The 21358-nt window shown below is 71.4% G+C and carries 16 protein-coding genes and 1 pseudogene; 9 read left to right on the top strand and 8 right to left on the bottom strand.

Annotation, left to right across the window (positions count from 1 at the left end):
• Window positions 1-120 precede the first annotated feature (120 nt).
• Together ACFVYS_RS05860 and ACFVYS_RS05855 are read left to right on the top strand one after the other, a co-directional pair.
• Window positions 121-1590 carry a 3' terminal RNA ribose 2'-O-methyltransferase Hen1 gene (locus ACFVYS_RS05860; protein WP_389499235.1) on the top strand — a complete coding sequence of 490 codons (1470 nt, stop codon included), beginning with the start codon at window positions 121-123 and terminating at the stop codon, window positions 1588-1590.
• A complete protein-coding gene (locus ACFVYS_RS05855; RefSeq protein ID WP_389499233.1) occupies window positions 1587-4169 on the top strand; it encodes a polynucleotide kinase-phosphatase in 2583 nt (860 codons plus the stop codon). The genes ACFVYS_RS05860 and ACFVYS_RS05855 overlap by 4 nt, the downstream gene beginning before the upstream one ends.
• 203 nt (window positions 4170-4372) lie before the next feature.
• Here ACFVYS_RS05855 and ACFVYS_RS05850 read toward each other — a convergent pair whose 3' ends face one another.
• Both ACFVYS_RS05850 and ACFVYS_RS05845 read right to left on the bottom strand, forming a co-directional pair.
• A complete protein-coding gene (locus ACFVYS_RS05850; RefSeq protein ID WP_389499231.1) occupies window positions 4373-5287 on the bottom strand; it encodes a hypothetical protein in 915 nt (304 codons plus the stop codon).
• Complete coding sequence (locus tag ACFVYS_RS05845) at window positions 5284-6453, bottom strand: SPFH domain-containing protein (protein ID WP_389499229.1); 1170 nt, start codon at window positions 6451-6453, stop codon at window positions 5284-5286. Before ACFVYS_RS05845 ends, ACFVYS_RS05850 begins: the two co-directional genes overlap by 4 nt.
• A 187-nt stretch (window positions 6454-6640) precedes the next feature.
• Between ACFVYS_RS05845 and ACFVYS_RS05840 the strand changes: the two genes are divergently transcribed.
• Window positions 6641-7864 (top strand): arginine deiminase, encoded by a 1224-nt coding sequence (locus ACFVYS_RS05840; RefSeq protein WP_389499227.1) that lies wholly within the window; start codon window positions 6641-6643, stop codon window positions 7862-7864.
• Window positions 7865-8088: 224 nt separating this feature from the next.
• Window positions 8089-9102: an ornithine carbamoyltransferase gene (argF, locus tag ACFVYS_RS05835; protein ID WP_389499225.1), complete on the top strand. Its 1014-nt coding sequence runs from the start codon at window positions 8089-8091 to the stop codon at window positions 9100-9102.
• A gap of 120 nt (window positions 9103-9222) precedes the next feature.
• Here argF and ACFVYS_RS05830 read toward each other — a convergent pair whose 3' ends face one another.
• Window positions 9223-9684 carry an anti-sigma regulatory factor gene (locus tag ACFVYS_RS05830; protein WP_054243760.1) on the bottom strand — a complete coding sequence of 154 codons (462 nt, stop codon included), beginning with the start codon at window positions 9682-9684 and terminating at the stop codon, window positions 9223-9225.
• Between the two features lie 313 nt (window positions 9685-9997).
• Between ACFVYS_RS05830 and ACFVYS_RS05825 the strand changes: the two genes are divergently transcribed.
• Entirely contained in the window at window positions 9998-10825 is an 828-nt protein-coding gene (locus tag ACFVYS_RS05825; RefSeq protein ID WP_327185549.1) for an enoyl-CoA hydratase family protein, read from the top strand.
• A gap of 2 nt (window positions 10826-10827) precedes the next feature.
• On the top strand, window positions 10828-13215 hold the full coding sequence (locus ACFVYS_RS05820) for a bifunctional salicylyl-CoA 5-hydroxylase/oxidoreductase (protein ID WP_389499223.1): 2388 nt from the start codon (window positions 10828-10830) through the stop codon (window positions 13213-13215).
• A gap of 182 nt (window positions 13216-13397) precedes the next feature.
• Here ACFVYS_RS05820 and cysC read toward each other — a convergent pair.
• The 3 genes and pseudogenes from cysC to ACFVYS_RS05805 form a co-directional block, all read right to left on the bottom strand.
• Window positions 13398-13966 (bottom strand): annotated as a pseudogene (cysC, locus tag ACFVYS_RS05815) (adenylyl-sulfate kinase).
• 98 nt (window positions 13967-14064) lie between these two features.
• Window positions 14065-14892: a PaaX family transcriptional regulator C-terminal domain-containing protein gene (locus ACFVYS_RS05810; protein ID WP_389499221.1), complete on the bottom strand. Its 828-nt coding sequence runs from the start codon at window positions 14890-14892 to the stop codon at window positions 14065-14067.
• Window positions 14893-14907: 15 nt separating this feature from the next.
• Complete coding sequence (locus ACFVYS_RS05805) at window positions 14908-16722, bottom strand: AMP-binding protein (RefSeq protein WP_389499219.1); 1815 nt, start codon at window positions 16720-16722, stop codon at window positions 14908-14910.
• 550 nt (window positions 16723-17272) lie between these two features.
• Here ACFVYS_RS05805 and ACFVYS_RS05800 point away from each other — a divergent pair.
• Window positions 17273-18409, top strand: coding sequence for an acyl-CoA dehydrogenase family protein (locus tag ACFVYS_RS05800; RefSeq protein ID WP_389499217.1), 1137 nt, complete (start codon window positions 17273-17275; stop codon window positions 18407-18409).
• Window positions 18406-18804: a RidA family protein gene (locus tag ACFVYS_RS05795; RefSeq protein WP_389499215.1), complete on the top strand. Its 399-nt coding sequence runs from the start codon at window positions 18406-18408 to the stop codon at window positions 18802-18804. Before ACFVYS_RS05800 ends, ACFVYS_RS05795 begins: the two co-directional genes overlap by 4 nt.
• Window positions 18805-19108: 304 nt before the next feature.
• On the opposite strand, the gene ACFVYS_RS05790 is transcribed toward ACFVYS_RS05795, so the two are convergent.
• The gene (locus ACFVYS_RS05790) at window positions 19109-19312 is read right to left on the bottom strand and encodes a DUF5999 family protein (protein WP_327185555.1); all 204 of its coding nucleotides are present in this window, start codon (window positions 19310-19312) and stop codon (window positions 19109-19111) included.
• A 230-nt stretch (window positions 19313-19542) separates the two neighbouring features.
• Between ACFVYS_RS05790 and ACFVYS_RS05785 the strand changes: the two genes are divergently transcribed.
• Window positions 19543-19971 (top strand): DUF6299 family protein, encoded by a 429-nt coding sequence (locus ACFVYS_RS05785; protein ID WP_389499213.1) that lies wholly within the window; start codon window positions 19543-19545, stop codon window positions 19969-19971.
• 276 nt (window positions 19972-20247) lie between these two features.
• Here the strand turns inward: ACFVYS_RS05785 and ACFVYS_RS05780 are convergent, their stop codons facing one another.
• On the bottom strand, window positions 20248-21330 hold the full coding sequence (locus tag ACFVYS_RS05780) for an ABC transporter ATP-binding protein (protein WP_389499501.1): 1083 nt from the start codon (window positions 21328-21330) through the stop codon (window positions 20248-20250).
• Window positions 21331-21358 lie beyond the last annotated feature (28 nt).

Below are 21358 nucleotides of genomic sequence, written 5' to 3'. Positions count from 1 at the left end.
GGCCGACGGTCGGCCGGGAAAATCGCGAGTGGCGCGGAAGCGTTCTCTGTACGTTGTAGGGGTGCGTGAGCGCGGGATCAGCGCTTTCGCTCCTTCTTCCGAACCCACCGAGGCACCCACGTGTTCCTGACGATCAGCACTACCGGCACCCCTGAACGTCCCGCCACCGATCTGGGCTTCCTGCTGCACAAGCATCCCGACAAGGCGCAGGCGTTCTCCACCTCCTACGGCAAGGCCCACGTCCTCTATCCCGAGGCCGATGCCGAGCGCTGCACGGCGGCGCTGCTGCTGGAGGTGGACGCCGTGGCGCTGGTCCGGCGCGGCAAGGGCAAGGGCCGGGGCGGTGCTCCGGACGCGGCCCTCGCCCAGTACGTCAACGACCGCCCCTACGCGGCCTCCTCGCTGCTCGCGGTCGCCCTGAGCGGCGTGTTCTCCAGCGCGATGCGCGGTGTGTGCACGGCGAAGCCCGAACTCCCGTCGCAGAAAAGGCCGTTGCGTATCGAGGTACCCGCACTGCCCGCCCGTGGCGGCGTCGACCTCGTGCGTGGTCTCTTCGAGCCGCTCGGCTGGGCCGTGAGCGCCGAACCGGTGGCCCTCGACACGGAGTTCGAGGAGTGGGGAGACTCGCGGTATGTGAGCCTGGTCCTGGAGGCGGAGACGCTCACCGTCGCCGAGGCCCTGCGTCACCTGTACGTCCTGCTGCCCGTCCTCGACGACGCCAAGCACTACTGGGTCTCCTCCGACGAGGTCGACAAGCTGCTGCGCGCCGGTGAGGGCTGGCTGTCGGATCACCCCCAGCAGAAACTGATCACCAGCCGTTACCTCTCCCGCCGCTGGTCGCTGACCCGCCAGGCGATGGAACGGCTGGAGCTGGTCCGGCTCGCCGAGGCCGACGACAGCGAGGTCGAGGAGATCGACAACGCGGTCGAGGCGGAGGCCGAGACGGAGGAGCGTCCGACCCCGCTGGCCGTGCTGCGCCGCGAGGCCATCGTCACGGCGCTGACGGCGTCCGGGGCCGCCCGGGTCCTCGACCTCGGCTGTGGACAGGGCCAGTTGGTGCAGGCGCTGCTGAAGGACCCGCGCTTCACCGAGATCGTCGGTGTCGACGTGTCGATGCGCGCGCTCACCATCGCCTCCCGGCGGCTCAAGCTGGACCGCATGGGCGAGCGGCAGGCCTCCCGTGTCCAGCTCCTCCAGAGCTCGCTCGCCTACACCGACACCCGCCTCAAGGGCTACGACGCCGCCGTGCTCAGCGAGGTGATCGAGCACCTCGACCTGCCCAGGCTGCCCGCCCTGGAGTACGCGGTGTTCGGTGCGGCCCGCCCGCGCACGGTCCTGGTGACCACCCCGAACGTCGAGTACAACGTCCGCTGGGAGAGCCTTCCGGCAGGACACGTCCGGCACGGCGACCACCGCTTCGAGTGGACCCGTGCGGAGTTCCGCGGCTGGGCGGCCGCCGTCGCCGAACGACACGGCTACGGCGTCGAGTTCGTCCCGGTCGGCCTGGACGACCCGGAGGTCGGCCCGCCCACCCAGATGGCCGTTTTCACCATGAGCAGCGTGCACGAGAAGGAGGCGAAGGCAGCATGACCGAGACTCAGGTTTCCACGAAGCAGGGCCGTGTACTGCCCGTCACCGACCTCTCCCTGGTCGTGCTGATCGGTGCGTCCGGCTCCGGCAAGTCCACCTTCGCCCACCGCAACTTCAAGCCCACCGAGGTCATCTCCTCCGACTTCTGCCGAGGTCTGGTCTCCGACGACGAGAACGACCAGAGCGCGACACGGGACGCCTTCGACGTCCTGCACTACATCGCGGGCAAGCGGCTCGCGGCCGGCCGCCGCACGGTGGTCGACGCCACCAGCGTGCAGCAGGACGCCCGCCGTCAGCTGATCGAACTGGCGAAGCAGTACGACGTGCTGCCCATCGCCATCGTGCTGGACGTCCCGGAGGAGGTGTGCGCCGAACGCAACGCGGCCCGCACCGACCGCGCCGACATGCCCCGCCGGGTCATCCAGCGCCACACCCGCGAACTCCGCCGCTCGCTGCGCCACCTGGAGCGCGAGGGCTTCCGCAAGGTACACGTCCTGCGGGGCGTCGAGGACGTCGAGAACGCCTCGGTCGTCACCGAGAAGCGCTACAACGACCTGACCCACCTCACCGGCCCGTTCGACATCATCGGCGACGTCCACGGCTGCGCCTTCGAACTCGAATGTCTCCTGGGCAAGTTGGGCTATGTGGACGGCGTCCACCCGGAGGGCCGGCAGGCCGTGTTCGTCGGCGACCTGGTCGACCGGGGCCCGGACAGCCCCGGCGTGCTGCGTCGCGTGATGGCGATGGTCGGGTCGGGCAACGCCCTCTGCGTGCCCGGCAACCACGAGAACAAGTACGGCCGTCACCTGCGCGGCCGCAAGGTCCAGCACACCCACGGTCTGGCCGAGACCATCGAGCAGATGGAGAGCGAGAGCGAGGAGTTCCGCACCGAGGTACGGGAGTTCATCGACGGCCTCGTCAGCCACTACGTCCTCGACGGCGGCAGGCTCGTGGTCTGCCACGCCGGTCTGCCGGAGAAGTACCACGGCCGCACCTCCGGGCGCGTCCGCTCGCACGCGCTGTACGGCGACACCACCGGCGAGACCGACGAGTTCGGCCTGCCGGTGCGCTACCCGTGGGCGGAGGACTACCGGGGCCGCGCGGCGGTGGTCTACGGCCACACGCCCGTCCCGGAGGCCACCTGGCTGAACAACACCATCTGCCTGGACACCGGCGCCGTGTTCGGCGGCAAGCTGACCGCGCTGCGCTGGCCGGAGCGCGAGCTGGTCGACGTACCGGCGGAGCAGGTCTGGTACGAGCCGACGAAGCCGCTGCGCTCCGAGGCGCCCGGCGGGCACGACGGCCGCCCGCTGGACCTGGCGGACGTGCACGGCCGACGCATTGTCGAAACCCGTTACGAGGGTCAGAACCGTGTCTCGATCCGCGAGGAGAACGCGGCCGCGGCCCTGGAGGTCATGAGCCGCTTCGCGGTGGACCCGCGGCTGCTGCCGTACCTGCCGCCGACGATGGCCCCCACGGCCACCTCGCACGTCGAGGGCTACCTGGAGCACCCGGCGGAGGCGTTCGCGCAGTACGCGCAGGACGGTGTCGCGCGGGTCGTGTGCGAGGAGAAGCACATGGGCTCGAGGGCGGTGGCGCTGGTGTGCCGGGACGCGGAAACAGCGCGCAAGCGTTTCGGCGTGGACGGCCCCACCGGATCCCTCTACACCCGCACGGGCCGGCCGTTCTTCGACGACGAGAGCGTGACGGAGGAGATCCTCGGCCGGATACGGACGGCGGTGGACGAGGCGGGCCTCTGGTCGGAGCTGGCCGCACCCGACAGCGCCTCCGGCACGGTGGACTGGCTGCTGCTGGACGCCGAGCTGATGCCCTGGTCGCTGAAGGCCTCGGGGCTGCTCCGCTCGCAGTACGCGGCCGTGGGCGCCGCGTCCCGCGCGGTCTTCCCGGGCACCCTGTCCGCCCTGGAAGGCGCGGCGGCACGCGGTGTCGACGTCGGAGACCTCCTCTCCCGCCAGCGTGAACGCGCCTCGGACGCGGCCGCGTTCACCGAGGCGTACCGACGCTACTGCTGGACGACGGACGGCTTGGAGGGCGTACGGCTGGCCCCGTTCCAGATCCTCGCGGTCCAGGGCCGCAGCCTCGCCGACCTGCCCCACGACGTGCAGCTGTCGCTCCTCGACCGGCTGGTGGAACACGACAACACGGGTCTGCTCCAGACGACCCGGCGCCTGTACGTCGACACGGCCGACCCCGAGTCGGTCCGGGCCGGTGTCGACTGGTGGCTGGAGATGACGGGCCGAGGCGGCGAGGGCATGGTCGTCAAGCCGCTGGGGGCCCTGGTCCGCGGCGGCGAGGGCCGACTGGTCCAGCCCGGCATCAAGTGCCGGGGCCGCGAGTACCTCCGGATCATCTACGGCCCGGAGTACACCCGTCCCGACAACCTCACCCGACTGCGCGGGCGCTTCCTCAACCACAAGCGGTCGTTGGCGATCCGCGAGTACGCCCTCGGCCTGGAGGCCCTGGCCCGCCTCGCCGAGGGCGAGCCCCTGTGGCGCGTCCACGAGGCGGTCTTCGGCGTGCTGGCCCTGGAGTCGGAGCCGGTGGACCCGCGGTTGTGAGCGGGGCGTGGTTGCCACGCGCCGGGCGAAGAACTGTGCCGCGCCGCGTTCGTCCGGCTGGACGGGGCGCAGCCGGTGCTCGTCACCCGGCCGGACCGTCCCACCGCTACGACCGACCGGCTGCCGTCCCTGGGCAGCACCGGCGGGCGGGAGCCGGCGGGACGGTCAACCCGCCACCGCCGGGCAGGAGTCGACGCTGTGGCTCATCCGACGAGCCGCAGCGCCGTCTCCGCCCGCCCCACCCGTACCCGCTGCCCCCACGTCAGCTCCACCGCATCGCTCTCGATTCCGTCACCGAAGGCGATGAGCCGTTCCGACTCGACGGTGAGCGTCAGGCGGCCGCCGGCCGCGAGTTCGCCCGCGACCAGCGAGGTGCCGGTCGCGGGCGACGGCCACGCCTCCCGCACGAACCACACCAGCCGGTCCTCCGTCGGGCCCGGCAGCCGCGGGCCCGTGGCGCCCCCGTCGCCGCCCCGCTCCTGCCACACCGACCGGATCCAGCCGGTCGCCCCGGTGCCGGTGCCCACCAGCACCCCCGAGGAGGCCTGGGCCTCGGCGGCACCCCCGTCGTCGTCGAGGCCCAGGCGGTAGCGGGCGGTCTGGTGGCCCGCGGCGCCCAGATAGATCTCGTTCAGGGCCAGCAGCCGCTGGGTGTCGTCGGCCACCGCCTCGACCATGGTCAGCCCGTCCGTGCCGGTGCCCGCGGCGAACACGGAGGGCAGGAGCAGCCGGGCGTCAGCCGGGCGGTGGCGGACCAGGACGCCCGGGTTGCGGCCGGGATCGGTGTCGATGCCCACCACCGGCTGACCGGCCAGGTATTTGGCGACGTTCGCCACCAGTCCGTCCTGGCCGACCACGACCACCACATCCTCGGGTGCGAAGAGGAAGCGGTCCAAGTCCGCCCGTTCCACCCGGGTCTGACGCCAGGTCAGAGGAATCGCCGCTGTCACCTCCGCCATGGCCCGCCTGGTGCGCCGGTGGCGTTCGGCGACCTCCTCGATGTCCCGGCCCCGCGAGGAGAGGAAGAAGGCGGCCTGGCCGTGGGTGCCGTGCCGGGCCACCAACTCCTCGTATTCCGTGGTGCGATGGACCAGCACGGCCCGCGGGGCGAGACTCATTCCCGTTCCCCGGCGCCGAGCCTCGACAGGAGCCCGGTGAGGACGTCCGGCGAGATCGTCACGCTGTCGATGTGCGGCAGGTTCTCGGCCAGACGCGTCCCGGTGAGGGCGTGCAGGGTCGACACGTCGACGTCCGCGTGCACGCGCAGCCAGGCCGCCTGCGTCTGGGCGCGCGCCTCGCCGACCTCACGCGCCGCCTGGGCCTCGGCGTGGGCGAGCTGGACCGAGCGGGCCGCCTCCGCCTCCGCGAGCCGGACCGTGCGCGCCGCCTCCGCCAGGGTCAGCCGCTCCGAGCGCTGCGCCTCGGCGTCCGCCAGCCGCACCTGCGTGTCGGCCTCCGCCTCCGCCAGCTTGACCGACCGCGCCGCCTCCGCCTCCGCGAGCCGCACGGACCGGGAGGCTTCCGCCTCCGCCCGCACCTTGTCCGCCGCCGCGTTCTCCTCCGCCTCACGACGGGTGTTCGTGCCGCGCTGCTCGACCAACTGCTCCTCACGGCGGGCCAGTTCGATCTTGCTGGCCAGTTCGTTCTCGGCGATCGTCCGCTCCCGCTCGACGGCCACCGCCCGCCGTTCGTAGGTCGCCCGGTCGGCCTCCTGCTGGATCTGCTCGCGCGCCGGGGTGCGCAGCGCCCGCTCCACCTCCGGTTCCGGACGCAGCGAGACGACCCGCACGGCCACGATCTCGATGCCCGTCGCCGGCAGTCGCGGCTCCGCCGCCAGCCCCGCCGCGACCCGCTCCCGTACCGACTTCACGCCGTCCACCAGCGCCGACGCCAGTGACGTACGCGCGAGGACGTCCAGTGCGTGCTGTTGCGCCGTCTCCGTCAGCAGAGTGCCGAGCTGCTCCAGGGGCGCACTGCGCCAGACCCCGGTGTCCGGGTCGATGGAGAAGTCGAGGCGGGCGGCGGCGACGGCCGGATCGCTGATCCGGTAGGTCACGGTCGCCTGCACCGCCACGTCCTGGAAGTCGACCGTACGGGCGTGGAAGGTCATCGCCAACTCGCGGTCGTCCACCGGCACTTCGGAGAGCGCCGCGCTCAGCGAGCGGAACCAGAAGCTGAGCCCGGGACCGTCGTGCGCCAGCTTGCCCGAGCGGTGGTGGCGCACATGCGCCGTCGGGGCGCCGCGCAGATGGCGCCAGCCCAGGCGCCGGGTGATGTCGGCCATGAGTGGCCCCCCTCGTTCCGTTTCTCGTCAGTGCGACGATAAGAAAACGATAGTCGCGGATTCCTTTTGTCGTCAAGGGGACGAGAAGGAGGGAGAGGGCGGCGGAGAGTGACGAGGGCGGGAACAAGCTCGTGCGGAAACGGTCCAGTAGGGGGTGAAGGCGGTCCCCGATGGTCAGGATGGAGGCATGGGATTCCAAGTCGACTCCGAGGCCGGGCGGCTGCGCCGCGTCATCCTTCACCGGCCGGATCTCGAGCTCAAAAGGCTCACCCCCAGCAACAAGGACGCACTTCTCTTCGACGACGTGCTGTGGGTGCGCCGGGCGCGCGCCGAGCACGACGGGTTCGCCGACGTACTGCGCGACCGCGGTGTCGCCGTACACCTCTTCGGCGACCTGCTCACCGAGGCCCTGGAGATCCCGGCGGCCCGAGCGCTCGTCCTGGACCGTGTCTTCGACGAGAAGGAGTACGGGGTGCTCGCCACCGACCACCTCCGCGCCGCCTTCGAGACACTTCCCGCCCCGGAACTGGTGGAGGCCCTCGTCGGCGGCATGACCAAGAGGGAGTTTCTGGAAGCGCATCCCGAACCGACCTCCGTGCGCTTCCACGTCATGGACCTCGACGACTTCCTCCTCGACCCGCTCCCCAACCACCTCTTCACCCGGGACACCTCCGCCTGGATCTACGACGGTGTCGCGATCAACGCCATGCGCTGGCCGGCCCGGCAGCGCGAGACCGTCCACTTCGAGGCGATCTACCGGCACCACCCCCTGTTCCGCGGCGAGACCTTCCGCGTCTGGTCCGAGGGCCAGGCGGACTATCCGTCCACCATCGAGGGCGGTGACGTCCTCGTCATCGGCAACGGCGCCGTACTGATCGGCATGAGCGAGCGCACCACTCCGCAGGCCGTCGAGATGCTCGCCCACAAGCTGTTCGCTGCGGGCTCGGCCGAGACCATCGTGGCCCTCGACATGCCGAAACGGCGCGCCTTCATGCACCTCGACACCGTGATGACGATGGTCGACGGCGACACCTTCACCCAGTACGCGGGCCTCGGCATGCTCCGCTCGTACACCATCGAACCGGGCGTCGGCGAGAAGGAACTCAAGGTCACCGACCATCCTCCGGAGCACATGCACCGCGCGATCGCCGCCGCCCTCGGGCTGAGCGAGATCCGGGTGCTCACCGCCACCCAGGACGTCCACGCGGCCGAGCGTGAGCAGTGGGACGACGGCTGCAACGTGCTCGCCGTGGAGCCCGGCGTCGTCGTCGCCTACGAACGCAACGTCACCACCAACACCCACCTTCGCAAACAGGGCATCGAAGTGATCGAGATCCCCGGCAGCGAGCTGGGCCGGGGGAGGGGCGGACCGCGCTGTATGAGCTGCCCGGTCGAACGGAGTGCCGTATAGGCGTGCTGTAGAGGCGTGCCGTACGGGTGCGCTCTACGGCTGTGCCTTACGGGCGTGTCGTACGGGCGCGCCGTACGGGCATGTCGTGCGGGTGTGGCGTATGGGCATACGGGTGTCGCTCGGGCGTCTGTATAAAAATGCCGGGTGTCGTATAGACTTCCGAGGGTCCTTGCCACCGCAGTCCGTGCACTGCATCTCTTCACCGCACTTCTGGAGCGACCCCCATGGCGACAGTCCCGACCGCCCTCGCCGGCCGCCACTTCCTCAAGGAGCTGGACTTCACCGAGGAGGAGTTCCGCGGCCTGATCGAGCTGGCCGCCGAGCTGAAGGCCGCCAAGAAGGCCGGGACCGAGGTCCAGCACCTGCGCGGCAAGAACATCGCCCTGATCTTCGAGAAGACCTCGACGCGCACCCGTTGCGCGTTCGAGGTCGCCGCCGCCGACCAGGGCGCCTCCACCACCTACCTCGACCCCTCCGGCTCCCAGATCGGCCACAAGGAGTCGGTGAAGGACACCGCCCGGGTGCTGGGCCGGATGTACGACGGCATCGAGTACCGCGGGTCCAGCCAGCAGAAGGTCGAGGAGCTCGCCGCCCACGCGGGCGTGCCCGTCTTCAACGGCCTCACCGACGACTGGCACCCCACCCAGATGCTCGCCGACGTGCTCACGATGACCGAGCACTGCGCCAAGAACCTCGGCGACGATCGTTTCGTCCTTGCCTACCTCGGCGACGCCCGCTTCAACATGGGCAACTCCTACCTGGTCACCGGCGCCCTGCTCGGCATGGACGTCCGTATCGTCGCGCCCGAGGCGTACTGGCCCGCCGACGAGGTGATCGCACAGGCCCGCAAGCTGGCCGAGGACTCCGGCGCCGCGATCCTGCTCACCGAGGACCTCGCCGAGGGCGTCGCGGGCGCCGACTTCGTCGCCACCGACGTGTGGGTCTCCATGGGGGAGCCCAAGGAGGTCTGGGACGAGCGGATCGCCGCCCTCGGCCCGTACGCCGTGACCATGGACGTCCTGCGCGCCACCGGAAACCCGGACGTCAAGTTCCTGCACTGCCTCCCGGCCTTCCACGACCTCGGCACCAAGGTCGGCCGCGAGATCCACGAGGCCCACGGCCTGGACTCCCTCGAGGTGACGGACGAGGTGTTCGAGTCGGCCCACTCGGTCGTCTTCGACGAGGCGGAGAACCGCCTGCACACGATCAAGGCCGTACTGGTGGCGACACTCGCCTGAGCGGGCGGCCCGGACTCACGCGCCACGCCCGCCACAGGCGCCGCGACTCATGGACGACGGCACGGTCGACGGCTCACGGTCGACGCGAGGCGCGCCCGTCGCGGCCGCGGGCGGCCGACGTCACGCCGGGTGCGGGCGCCACTGCGCCGGAACGGCGGCCAGCCTGAACCACACCGCCTTGCCCTGCTCGGTGGGCCGGTGTCCACAGGACGAGCTGAGGGTGCGGATGAGCAGCAGCCCGCGCCCGTGCTCCTGCCAGGGGTCGGGCTCCTCCCCGGAAGGCCGGGTGAGATCGCCGGGCGGCACCGGGTCGGGGTCGTGCACCTCGACCTGGCAGCCGGTCGGCTGCAGCTCCACCACCAGCTCTATCGGGGCGTCCCCGGCGGTGTGTTCCACGGCGTTGGCCACCAGCTCGGCGGTGAGCAGCTCCGCGGTGTCGCTGTCCGCCCCGTGCTTCAGCTCGGCCAGCGCCGTGCGGACCAGCGCGCGGGCCACCGGCACGGCCGCGGCGGAGTGCGGCAGCGCGATACGCCAGGAGGCGGCCGGCTCGGAGGGGCGTTCGTACAAGGCGAGTCCGTTCATGGCGCAGGTTCCGATGATCGACATCAGGCGGTCCTGCTTTCAACTTTAGGAATGGTACGGCGGCCTCCGGCAGAGGCGCTCGTCGGGCGCCGTACGGGACCTTCGGCCCCTGCCCGGCGACTTACCCGGGTCAACGGTCCCTCTCGCGCACCTGATCCCGTTGTTACCGCCTTATCGACGACCGGTGACGTGTGTGACGAGAACATGCCGTGCGGTGACACAGCGATTCTTCCCGGGACCCCTATCGCGTACTCGTGACGACAGTCACGAGAAGGTGATAACTTCGGGAGTGACTGTCGAGGAGGCCGCCCTCATGAGTCCCTTCACCGGCTCCGCCGCCCGCACCTCCGACTGGCACCACCTGCGCGTCGAACACACCGACGGCATCGCCACCGTCACCCTGGCCCGACCCGAGAAACTCAACGCCCTCACCTTCGGCGCCTACGCCGACCTGCGCGATCTGCTCGCCGAGCTGTCCCGGGAGCGGTCGGTCCGCGCCCTGGTGCTGGCCGGCGAGGGCCGCGGCTTCTGCTCCGGCGGAGACGTCGACGAGATCATCGGCGCCACCCTCGGCATGGACACCGCCCGGCTTCTCGACTTCAACCGGATGACCGGCCAGGTCGTACGCGCCGTACGGGAGTGCCCGTTCCCGGTCATCGCGGCCGTGCACGGCGTGGCCGCCGGCGCCGGCGCGGTCCTCGCCCTGGCCGCGGACTTCCGGATCGCCGACCCCAGCGCCCGCTTCGCGTTCCTCTTCACCCGCGTCGGCCTCTCCGGCGGCGACATGGGTGCCGCCTATCTGCTGCCCCGGGTCGTCGGCCTCGGCCATGCCACCCGGCTGCTCATGCTCGGAGAGCCGGTCCGCGCCCCCGAGGCCGAGCGCATCGGTCTGATCAGCGAACTGACGGACGAGGGCCGATCCGACGAGGCCGCCCAGGCGCTCGCCCGCCGCCTGGCCGACGGACCCGCACTGGCGTACGCCCAGACCAAGGCGCTCCTCACCGCCGAACTGGACATGCCGCTCGCCGCGTCCGTCGAACTGGACGCCTCCACCCAGGCCCTGCTCATGAACGGCGAGGACTACGCCGAGTTCCACGAGGCGTTCACACAGAAGCGACCGCCGAAGTGGCGGGGGCGGTGACCATGACGACCGACGGGCGGACACCCGCGTCCACGGAACCGGGCGGCGCCGAACCGCGGCTCCACGGCGGGCCGCGACCGGCAGCGGGCGGCCCACCGCCGCACGACGGCACCGGCCACCCCCGGCGCATCGCGGTCATCGGCGGCGGCCCCGGCGGTCTCTACGCCGCGGCCCTGCTGAAACGCCTCGACCCCGCCCGCGAGATCACCCTCTGGGAACGCAACGCCCCCGACGACACCTTCGGCTTCGGGGTCGTCCTCTCCGACGAGACCCTCGGCGGCATCGAACACGCCGACCCGCAGGTCTACGCCGCCCTCCAACAGGACTTCGTCCGCTGGGACGACATCGACATCGTGCGCCGCGACACCCGGCACACCTCCACCGGACACGGCTTCGCCGCCCTCGGCCGGCGCCGACTCCTGGAGATCCTGCACGAACGCTGCCGCTCCCTCGGCGTCGACCTGCGCTTCCGCGCCGAGGCGCCGCACCCGGCCCGGCTGGCGACGGAGTACGACCTCGTCATCGCCGCCGACGGCGTGCACAGCACCACCCGCGAGACGTACGCCCAGGTGTTCCGCCCCCGGGTGGCCGGCCACCACTGCCGCTACATCTGGCTCGCCGCGGACTTCGCCTTCGACGCCTTCCGCTTCGAGGTGGCCGAGACCCCGCTCGGCGTGATGCAACTGCACGGATACCCCTACGCGCCCGGCTCCTCGACCGTGATAGTCGAGATGCGCGAGGAGGTATGGCGGGCAACCGGTTTCGACGAACTCGACGAACAGGGGTCGGTCGAGCGCTGCGCCAAGATCTTCGCGGACGCCCTCGGCGGACGCCCGCTCACATCCAACAACTCCACCTGGACCACGTTCCGGACCGTCGTCAACGAGCGCTGGTCGCACGGCAACATCGTCCTGCTGGGCGACGCCGCCCACACCGCCCACTTCTCCATCGGCTCCGGCACCAAGCTCGCCGTCGAGGACGCCCTGGCGCTCGCGGCCTGCCTGCGCGAACACCCCGATCTGCACTCCGCGTTGACCGCCTACGAGGAGGAGCGCAGGCCCGTCGTCGCCTCTACCCAGCGGGCCGCTCGTGCCAGCCTGGAGTGGTTCGAGAACATCGGCTTCTACCTCGACCAGCCGCCCCGCCGGTTCGCCTTCAACCTGCTCACCCGCAGCCGCCGCGTCACCCACGACAACCTGCGTCTGCGCGACCCCCACTTCACCGACGCCGTGGAGCGCGAGTTCGGCTGTCCGCCCGGCACGCCCCCGATGTTCACCCCGTTCCGGCTGCGCGGCCTGACCCTGCGCAACCGGGTCGTCGTCTCGCCCATGGACATGTACTCGGCCACCGACGGCCTCCCCGGGGACTTCCACCTCGTCCACCTCGGCGCCCGCGCCCTCGGCGGCGCCGGACTGGTGATGACCGAGATGGTGTGCGTGTCACCCGAGGGACGCATCACGCCCGGCTGCACCGGCCTCTACACCGGCCGCCAGGCCGACGCCTGGCGCCGCGTCACCGACTTCGTGCACGACCGGGCGCCCGGCACCGCGATCGGCGTCCAACTCGGCCACTCCGGGCGGAAGGGGTCGACGAGGCTGATGTGGGAGGGGATGGACGAGCCGCTGCCCGAGGGCAACTGGCCGCTCGTGGCCGCCTCCCCACTGCCGTACAAGCCGGCCGGCCAACAGCCCCGCGAACTCACCCGAGCCCAACTCACCGACCTCCGGCAGGAGTTCGCCGCAGCCGCCGCGCGCGCGGCCCGGTCCGGCTTCGACCTGCTCGAACTGCACTGCGCCCACGGCTACTTGCTGTCCGGCTTCCTCTCCCCGCTGACCAACCGCCGGACCGACGCCTACGGAGGCTCGCTCGCCAAGCGGCTGCGCTTCCCGCTGGAGGTCTTCGACGCGGTCCGCGCGGCATGGCCCGCGGAACGCCCGATGACCGTCCGGATCTCCGCCACCGACTGGGCCGAGGGCGGCACTTCGGCCGACGACGCCGTCGAGATCGCCCGAGCCTTCGCCGCGCACGGCGTCGATGCGATCGATGTGTCGACCGGCCAGGTGGTGGCCGAGGAACGGCCCGAGTTCGGCCGCTCGTACCAGACACCGTTCGCGGACCGGATCCGGCACGAGGTGAGGGTGCCCGTGATCGCGGTCGGCGCGATCTCCTCCTGGGACGACGTCAACTCACTGATCCTGGCAGGCCGAACGGACCTCTGCGCTCTCGCCCGCCCGCACCTCTACGACCCGAACTGGACCCTGCACGCGGCCGCCGAGCAGGGCTACACCGGCCCGGGCGCCGACTGGCCGGCCCCCTATCGAGCGGGTAGCAGACCACCGCGCACCGGACGCGCGGATGCTCCCAAACCCCGCCTGACGCTTATGAGTTGAGGTCGAGTTGAGGTCGAGTTGGGGGTCTGAGGGCTCGGGGGCCCGAGGGCCTGGGGAGCTGGGGGCCTGGGGTGCCTGGAGGGCTGCCCCGGGAGCCGGGATGTGCGCCGGCAGGGGAGCCGGCTCCGGAATCGGCCTGGGAACCGGCACAGGAGCCGGTCCGGGAGCTGGGACCGCCGCGCTCACACCAGCCCCCGACCTGCCAACACCGCGTCCGCCGAGTCCGGCGGGGTCCGGTCCTGCGTCGTGAGCGCCGGCTCGGGGTCGACCGGGGCCTCGTACAGGTCGTCGACGCCCGTCAGCCCCGTCAGCCCCGTCAGCCCCGTCAGTCCGGTCAGCGCGCCCGCGGCCTGCCGGGCGTACAGCCCCTTCACGTCCCGCTCCCGGCACACCTCGGCCGGGGTCGCGACATGCACCTCGACGTACGGTGTGCCGCTCCTCACGTGCCGGAGCCGCACCGCCTCGCGACTGTCGGCGTAGGGCGCGATCACAGGGACGACGGACAGGACGCCGTTACGGGCGAGGACCTCCGAGACAAGACCGACGCGCTGCACGTTGACGTGCCGGTCGGCCCGCGAGAAGCCGAGGCCCGCGGAGAGGAAACGGCGTATCTCGTCACCGTCGAGGACCTCCACCCGATGCCACTCCGCCCTCAGTCGATCGCCCAGGAAACGGGCGATCGTCGTCCTGCCGCGCTCGGCAGCCCCGTGAGCCAGACCGTGGCCCCCCGTGTCCTGGGCTTGTCGGTCATGCGCAACAGTCCTCTTTCCTGCCGTCGTCCCACCCGTGGAACGGTAGGTAAGGAATCTGAGAGGACCGGTCAAAGAAGCTGAGGTTCGACTGAGTGACTCATGGCGCGGGCGGGGTCAGTCCCGCGAACTGCGCCCCCGCGTCCCGCAGCCGCTCGTGCAGTCCCCGGAACACGGCCGCCGAACGGGTCCCCGGCCAGTCCTCGGGCAGCAGGTGGGCGGGCAGGCCGGGGTCGGTGTAGGGCAGGTGACGCCAGGAGTCCAGGGCGAGGAGGTAGTCCCGGTAGGCCTCCTCCGGCGGCGTGTCCGGACGCTGCCGCCAGGCGTTCAGCACGCGCGCGTGGCCGTCGAGAAACGTCTCGTGCTCCTTGGCGATGGCCGCCAGGTCCCACCAGCGGGCGACGGAGTCGACGGTCGGCGAGAAGCCGAGATGCTCACCGCGGAAGAGGTCGACGTACGGATCGAGGCGCAACCGTCGCAGGGTGTGCCGTGTCTCGTCGTGCAGCCGCGCCGGCGCGATCCACACCCCCGGTGCGGCGGTACCGAACCCCAGGCCCGCGAGCCGTGACCGCAGCACGTGCCGCTTCTGCCGCTCCGACTCCGGCACGGAGAACACCGCCAGCACCCAGCCCTCGTCCGCCGGCGGGGCCGTGGCGTAGATGCGCCGGTCGCCGTCGTCGAGCAGCTGTCTTGCCTCGTCGGACAGTTCGTACCCGGCCGCGCCCTGCGCCGTGCGGGCCGGCAGCAGCAGTCCGCGCCGCTTCAGCCGGGACACCGAGGAGCGTACGGAGGGCGCGTCGACACCGACCGCGGCTAGCAGCCGGATCAGCTCGGCGACGGGCACCGGGCCCGGTGCGAAGCGGCCGTACGCGCCGTAGAGCGTGACGATGAGAGACCGGGGTGCGGGCTGGTCGGACACGTTGATCATCTTAGGTCTTCGGTATCAGCGCTGGTCACTATTGGTGTGATCACCTACGTGATCTTCGCTGTGGTCGTCGCTTCGGTCTTCGGTGAGGTCTTTGGTGCTGTCTCCGCCTCGGTCGTCGGTGCGGTCCTCGGTGCGGCCCTCGTCGTGGCGGTGGTCGTGGGCTTCGGCGTGGCCCGCGAGGCGGCCTGCGAGGTGGCCTTCGGTGCGCAGTCTGAATCTCTGGAGCTTCCCGGTCGCCGTGCGCGGCAGCGCGTCCAGGAAGACGAACTCGCGCGGACACTTGTACGGGGCCAACTCCGCCTTGAGGAAGGCGCGCAGTGCCTCCGCGTCGCGCCGGGCGCCTGCCCGCAGGACGGCGAACGCGACGACCACCTGCCCCCGTTGCTCGTCGGGCCGTCCCACGACCGCAGCCTCGACCACCTCCGGGTGTCGCAGCAGCGCCTCCTCGACCTCGGGCCCCGCGATGTTGTACCCGGCCGAGATGATCATGTCGTCGGCGCGGGCTACGTACCGGAAGTAGCCGTCGGCCTCACGGACGTAGGTGTCGCCGGTGACGTTCCAGCCGTCGCGCACATACTGCTGCTGACGCGGGTCGGCGAGGTAGCGGCAGCCGACCGGGCCGCGCACGGCGAGCAGTCCGGGCTCGCCGTCGGGCACCGGCCTGCCGCCGGGGCCCTGCACGCGCGCGTGCCAGCCGGGGACGGGGACACCGGTCGTGCCGGGTCGGATGTGTTCGTCGGCGGCCGAGATGAAGATGTGCAGCAGCTCGGTGGCGCCGATGCCGTTGATCAGCCGGAGCCCGGTCCGCTCGTGCCAGGCCCGCCAGGTGGCGGCGGGGAGGTTCTCGCCGGCGGAGACGCAACGGCGCAGCGAGGAGACGTCGTGCGCGTCGGGGCGGGGCTGGCCGCTCAGGCCGTTCCCGCTGTTCAGGCCGTTTCCGCCGTTCAGGTCGTCGAGCATCGCGCGGTAGGCGGTGGGGGCTGTGAAGAGCACGGTCACCCGATGTGCGGAGATCGCGGGCAACAGCTGCCGGGGGCCCGCCTGTTCGAGCAGCAGCGAGCTGGCGCCGGCCCGCATCGGGAAGACGACCAGCCCGCCGAGGCCGAAGGTGAAGCCGAGCGGGGGACTGCCGGCGAAGACATCGTCCGGAAGCGGTTTCAGTATGTGCCGCGAGAAGGTGTCGGCGATCGCCAGTACGTCCCGGTGAAAGTGCAGACAGCCCTTCGGCCGGCCGGTGGTGCCGGAGGTGAAGGCGATCAACGCCACGTCGTCGGAAGCGGTTTCGACAGCCTGATACCGCTCGTTCGGCGCCGACCGGTTCAGCAGGTCGTCGGGGGCGTCACCGCCGTACGTCGTGATCCGGAGCCCGGGTATCTCAACCTTGGCGAGGTCGTCCACGGCTCTGATGTCGCAGAGCGCGTGCTCCACCCGCGCGATCTCGCACATGGTGCGCAGCTCGTTCGGCCGCTGCTGGGCCAGAACGGTGACCGCGATCGCGCCCGCCTTCAGCACCGCCAGCCAGCAGGCCGCGAGCCAGGGCGTGGTGGGACCGCGCAGCAGCACACGGTTGCCGGGGACGACTCCGAGATCCCCGCTGAGCAGATGCGCGATCCGGTCGACGCGGGCCCGCAGCTCGCCATACGTCCAGGACGGCCCGGAGCTGGTGTGGAACACGGGTCGGTCCGGGGTGGTGTGGTCGAGCAGCTCGGCGGCGCAGTTCACCCGATCGGGGTAGTCCAGTTCGGGCAGCTCGAAACGGAGGTCGGGCCAGTGGCCGGGCGGCGGAAGGTGGTCGCGCGCGAAGGTGTCGACGTGGGCCGAGACGTTCATGGGCGTTCGCCCCCTTGCCTGGATGGACTGTCCGGCTGGGCTGCCCGGGCGGGCGTCGTCTTGGGGTCGCGCAAGGAGCGTAGCGCGTTGGTGACGACAGTCAACGGTACGCGATACCGTCGAGAGGAGAGGTAGCCGGCCGGGCAGGACATGCGGGGCACGAACACGGCAGGACCAGACGCGACCGGCCCGGCCCGGCTTGGCCCTGCCTGGTCTAGTTCGGCCCGGCCCGGCCCGGCGGAAACGGTTGCGGAAAGTCGACGCCGTTGCGGCAAGCAGGGCACAGCGGAAACAGGGTGGAAACAGGCGGAGCGGAAACAGGCAGAGCGGAAACAGGGAGTGCAGAAACAGGTAGAGCAGAAACACGAACGGCAGGGAAAGTCGCAGCGGAAACAGTCAACCGGAAACGGCAACGGCAGAGATAGGCGCAGCGGAAACAGTCACGGCAAGAACAGCAGAAATAGGAACAGGAACAGCGGAAACAGCAACAGCAGAATCTGGAACAGCGGAAACAGGAACAGCAGGTTACGTACGGCAGAGGGGACAGGCGATGCCCGCATTCTCGCTCGAACCAGCACAGGCCGCCTGGTGCGCCGAACTGCGTGCCCTCGCCGCCGAACGGCTGCGCCCACTCGCCGAGAAGAGCGAGCAGGGTCGGGTCAACCGCCCGCTCGTCGCCGAACTCGGCCGGCTCGGCCTGCTGCCGCGACTGTTCACGTCCGGTGCCGTCGACCTCTGCCTGATGCGCGAGTCCCTCGCCTACGCCTGCACGGAGGCGGAAACCGCGCTCGCGCTGCAAGGGCTGGGCGCGCATCCGGTCCACGCCCACGGCAGCCCGGCCCAGCGGCAGTACTGGCTGCCCCGCGTCACCGACGGCACCGCGATAGCCGCCTTCGCTCTGAGCGAGCCGGGCGCGGGCTCGGACGCGGCGGCCCTGGCCCTGGCCGCCGAGCGGGACGGACCGGACGGCTGGCGGCTCACCGGGGAGAAGTGCTGGATCTCCAATGCTCCCGAGGCAGACTTCTACACCGTCTTCGCCCGCACCACCCCGGGAGCAGGTGCCCGGGGCGTAACCGCTTTCCTCGTTCCCGCCGACCGCGCCGGCCTCACCGGCTCCGCCCTCGAGATGCTCTCCCCGCATCCCATCGGCGCTCTCCGCTTCGATGCGGTCCCGGTGACGGTGGACGACGTGCTCGGCGAACCCGACGGCGGTTTCCGGGTCGCCATGGGCACGCTCAACTTGTTCCGCCCCAGCGTCGGAGCCTTCGCCGTCGGTATGGCGCGGGCCGCCCTCGACGCGACCCTGGACCACACCGCGCGACGGGACGCCTTCGGCGGCAAGTTGCGCGACCTTCAGACGGTGGCCCACCAGGTCGCGGAGATGGCCCTGCGCACGGAGGCCGCGCGTCTGATGGTCCACGCCGCGGCGTCGGCGTACGACAGTGGCGCCCCGGACGTCCCGAAGCGTGCGGCGATGGCCAAGCTGTTCGCCACCGAGACCGCGCAGTACGTCGTCGACACGGCCGTCCAACTCCATGGCGCACGGGCCCTGTGTCGCGGCCACCTGCTCGAGCATCTCTACCGGGAGGTGCGCGCGCCGCGGATCTACGAGGGTGCCAGTGAGGTCCAACGCGGCATCATCGCGAGGGAGTTGTACGCCGAACTCGCCGACCTGGAGGCAAGGTGACCATCGATCGCGTCAACCCGCCCGAACTCTCCCCGCCCCTCGGCTTCTCCCATGCCGTCGTCGCCGCCGGTCAGCGGATCGTCTTCCTGGCCGGCCAGACCGCGCTCGACGCCGACGGAAAGATCGTGGGGGAGTCGCTGCCGGAGCAGTTCACCCGCGCGTTGACGAATCTGCTGGCAGCGCTGAGGGCAGCGGGCGGTACGGCGTCGGACCTGGCGCGCGTCACCGTCTACGTCACGGATGTCGCCGCGTATCGGGAGGCGGCCTCTGCGCTGGGCGCGATCTGGCGGGAGTTGGCGGGTCGCGACTATCCCGCGATGGCGGTCGTCGGGATCGTGCGCCTATGGGACGAGCAGGCACTCGTCGAACTGGACGGGTTCGCGGTACTCGAGTGAACCGGGCCAGTAACCGGTATCAGCAACCCGATTTCGTGACCGGTATCAGCAACCCGACTTCGTGATCGGTGCCAGCGACGCGTTTCCGTGACCGGTGTCGCGACGTGTTTCCGTAACCGGTAACAGCAACCCGATTCCGTGACGTGTTTCCGTGAGCGGTATCAGCGACCCGTTTCCGTAACGGGTATCGCGACGCGTTTCTGTAACCGGTATCAGCAACCAGGTTCGGTAACCGGCATCGGTAACCGGTATCAGCAACCGGCTTCGGTGGAGGGGGTCGTCGGGCCCGCCTCGATGATCAAGGTCAGGCGGCGACGGCCAGCGCTCCGGCGGTCACCCGGTGCGGGTCCACGACCCGGCCGTCGGGCAGCAGTTCGCCGGAGTCGTCGAAGACGATGGTGCCGTCGCACAGCAGGTTCCAGCCCTGCTCGGGGTGGGCGGCGACGATGTGCGCGAGGTGGACCGGCCGGGCGTCGGCAGAAGCGCTGGGAAGCTGATGGGAACACATGGAGTACCTCCACGTCGGTGGGGTCGGCCGTCCGGTCGGCCCCCATGGACAGACCATGCGCCCGTCCCGCCCGCATCTCCAGAGGGTGCCCGCAAGCGTGACAGCACCAGGACAACTCCGGGACCGTTCGTCGACGACAGGTGCGGACTCGCCACCGAAGGAGTGACGATCACCGCCCCGGGCGCGCCCGCCCGGTACCTGTGGAGGCCCCCACAACAGGAGGTTCTCCCATGTCGTTGCGTCCCGCCCTCTCCGCGGCCGTCGGTGCCGTACTGCTCCTGCTCGCCGCCCCGACGGTCACGGCCACCGCCGATCCGTCGGAGTCCGTCACCGTCGACCAGGTCGGCAGCATCGCCTCGGACGGCACCGTCACCCTCTCGGGCACCTACCGCTGTCTCGGCAGCACGGGTCCCGTCTTCGTCAGCTCCTCCGTCGGTCAGGGTTCCGGCAAGGTCCGGCACGGCATCGGCGGCACCCGTGCCGTGTGCGACGGCGCCGTGCACGCCTGGAAGAACACCGGCAAGGCCAGTCCGGCCGACCTCGAACCCGGTGCGGCCCACGTCGAGGCCACGCTGATGGAGCTCCGCCCCCAGGGCAGCCTGCCGCTGCCCCGCTTCCACGCGGCGCAGGAGCGGGACATCACGCTGACCGCCGGCTGAGTGGCAGGTCCTGGGTGGCGGGCCCCCTGACGGGGACCGCGTTTTGAGCGGCGGGCCCGTCACGGGGCTCGCCGCTTCTGGCGTCGTAGGCCCGCGGAGGCCGCTCGCCGAGGCGATGCCGGACCGGATCCCCGACCGGATCCCCGACCGCTCGCGACCGACAACTGACCGCTCACGACCGACTCCGACCGCTCCCGGCCCGCCCAATCGCACCCGGCTCGGGAGGGCCCGCTCCCTACCGCTCCCGGCTCGGGAGGGCCCGCTCCCGGCGTCGTCTCAGACCGGGTAAGCGTGGGTCTGTGTGGCCTTCACCGCGGCCCAGACCCGTGCCCCCGGGTGCAGATCGAGTTCGGCCGCGGCGGCCGTCGTGAGGTCCGCGGCGAGCGGGAGTTCGCCGGTGAGGTCGGTGCGGATCTGGTCGCCGTGGGTCTCCAGGCCGGCGACCTCGCACTGCCAGAGGTTGCGGGCGCTGGCGCCGGTCGGGCGGTCGCGGTAGAGGGTGACCGCGCTCGGCGGGAACGCTACGAACACGGGGCCGGACAGGACCTCGGTGGTGGTGATGGGCGGGCCGGCGTCGAGGCGGACGGTGTGACCGTCGGCGTCCCCCCGGTAGAGGTTCAGGCCGACGAGCTGGGCGATGTAGTCCGTACGGGGATGGCGGGCGATGTCGGACGGCACGCCCTCCTGGACGACCCGCCCGTGCTCGACGACGACGAGTCGGTCGGCGAGCACCATGGCGTCCAGCGGATCGTGCGTGACCAGGACGGCGACGGCCTCGAACTCCGCCAGGTGGCGGCGGAGTTGGGCGCGGACCTCCAGCCGGGTGCGGGCGTCCAGGGCCGCCAGCGGCTCGTCGAGGAGCAGCAGCCGCGGTCGGGTCGCCAGCGCGCGGGCCAGGGCGACCCGCTGGGCCTGGCCCCCGGACAGCCTGCGCGGCTTGGCGCCGGCGTGCGCCGCCAGACCCAGGCGGTCCAGCCACTCGGCGGCCTGGGCGCGGGCCTCCGCCTTCGTCGCGCCCTGGCAGCGCGGCCCGAAGGCCACGTTGTCCAGGGCGGTCAGATGCGGGAAGAGCAGGTAGTCCTGGAAGACGACACCGACCGGGCGGGACTCCGGCGGCGTACCGTCCAACGTGCGGCCGTCCAGCCGTAGCCGACCGTCGGTGAGCGGCGTCAGACCGGCGAGGGCGCGCAGCGCGGTGGTCTTCCCCGCGCCGTTCGGACCGAGCAGGGCGACCACCTCACCCGGCGCCACGCTCAGCGCCACGTCGAGCCGGAACGCGCCGCGCTCCACGACCAGGTGGGCGTCGAGCCCGTCCGCGGGGTCACCGGCGCGGCGGACATCGAGCCCGTCCGGGAGCATGCCGGCACGGCGGACGCCGTGGACGCCG

It is taken from the genome of Streptomyces sp. NPDC058295, assembly GCF_042880655.1.
Taxonomy (GTDB): domain Bacteria; phylum Actinomycetota; class Actinomycetes; order Streptomycetales; family Streptomycetaceae; genus Streptomyces; species Streptomyces coriariae.
Note: the sequence above shows the minus strand (reverse complement) of the source record. Positions and strands in the feature narration are given on the sequence as shown.

Excerpts from the sequence above, each read along its gene's own strand:
- ACFVYS_RS05785 (WP_389499213.1), top strand. The coding sequence starts at position 19,543 with ATGTCGTTGCGTCCCGCCCTCTCCGCGGCCGTCGGTGCCGTACTGCTC.
- ACFVYS_RS05805 (WP_389499219.1), bottom strand. The coding sequence starts at position 16,722 with ATGAACGTCTCGGCCCACGTCGACACCTTCGCGCGCGACCACCTTCCG.
- argF (WP_389499225.1), top strand. The coding sequence starts at position 8,089 with ATGGCGACAGTCCCGACCGCCCTCGCCGGCCGCCACTTCCTCAAGGAG.
- ACFVYS_RS05850 (WP_389499231.1), bottom strand. The coding sequence starts at position 5,287 with ATGAGTCTCGCCCCGCGGGCCGTGCTGGTCCATCGCACCACGGAATAC.
- ACFVYS_RS05810 (WP_389499221.1), bottom strand. The coding sequence starts at position 14,892 with ATGATCAACGTGTCCGACCAGCCCGCACCCCGGTCTCTCATCGTCACG.
- ACFVYS_RS05845 (WP_389499229.1), bottom strand. The coding sequence starts at position 6,453 with ATGGCCGACATCACCCGGCGCCTGGGCTGGCGCCATCTGCGCGGCGCC.
- ACFVYS_RS05830 (WP_054243760.1), bottom strand. The coding sequence starts at position 9,684 with ATGAACGGACTCGCCTTGTACGAACGCCCCTCCGAGCCGGCCGCCTCC.
- ACFVYS_RS05800 (WP_389499217.1), top strand. The coding sequence starts at position 17,273 with ATGCCCGCATTCTCGCTCGAACCAGCACAGGCCGCCTGGTGCGCCGAA.
- ACFVYS_RS05825 (WP_327185549.1), top strand. The coding sequence starts at position 9,998 with ATGAGTCCCTTCACCGGCTCCGCCGCCCGCACCTCCGACTGGCACCAC.
- ACFVYS_RS05820 (WP_389499223.1), top strand. The coding sequence starts at position 10,828 with ATGACGACCGACGGGCGGACACCCGCGTCCACGGAACCGGGCGGCGCC.
- ACFVYS_RS05790 (WP_327185555.1), bottom strand. The coding sequence starts at position 19,312 with ATGTGTTCCCATCAGCTTCCCAGCGCTTCTGCCGACGCCCGGCCGGTC.
- ACFVYS_RS05855 (WP_389499233.1), top strand. The coding sequence starts at position 1,587 with ATGACCGAGACTCAGGTTTCCACGAAGCAGGGCCGTGTACTGCCCGTC.
- ACFVYS_RS05780 (WP_389499501.1), bottom strand. The coding sequence starts at position 21,330 with ATGCTCCCGGACGGGCTCGATGTCCGCCGCGCCGGTGACCCCGCGGAC.
- ACFVYS_RS05840 (WP_389499227.1), top strand. The coding sequence starts at position 6,641 with ATGGGATTCCAAGTCGACTCCGAGGCCGGGCGGCTGCGCCGCGTCATC.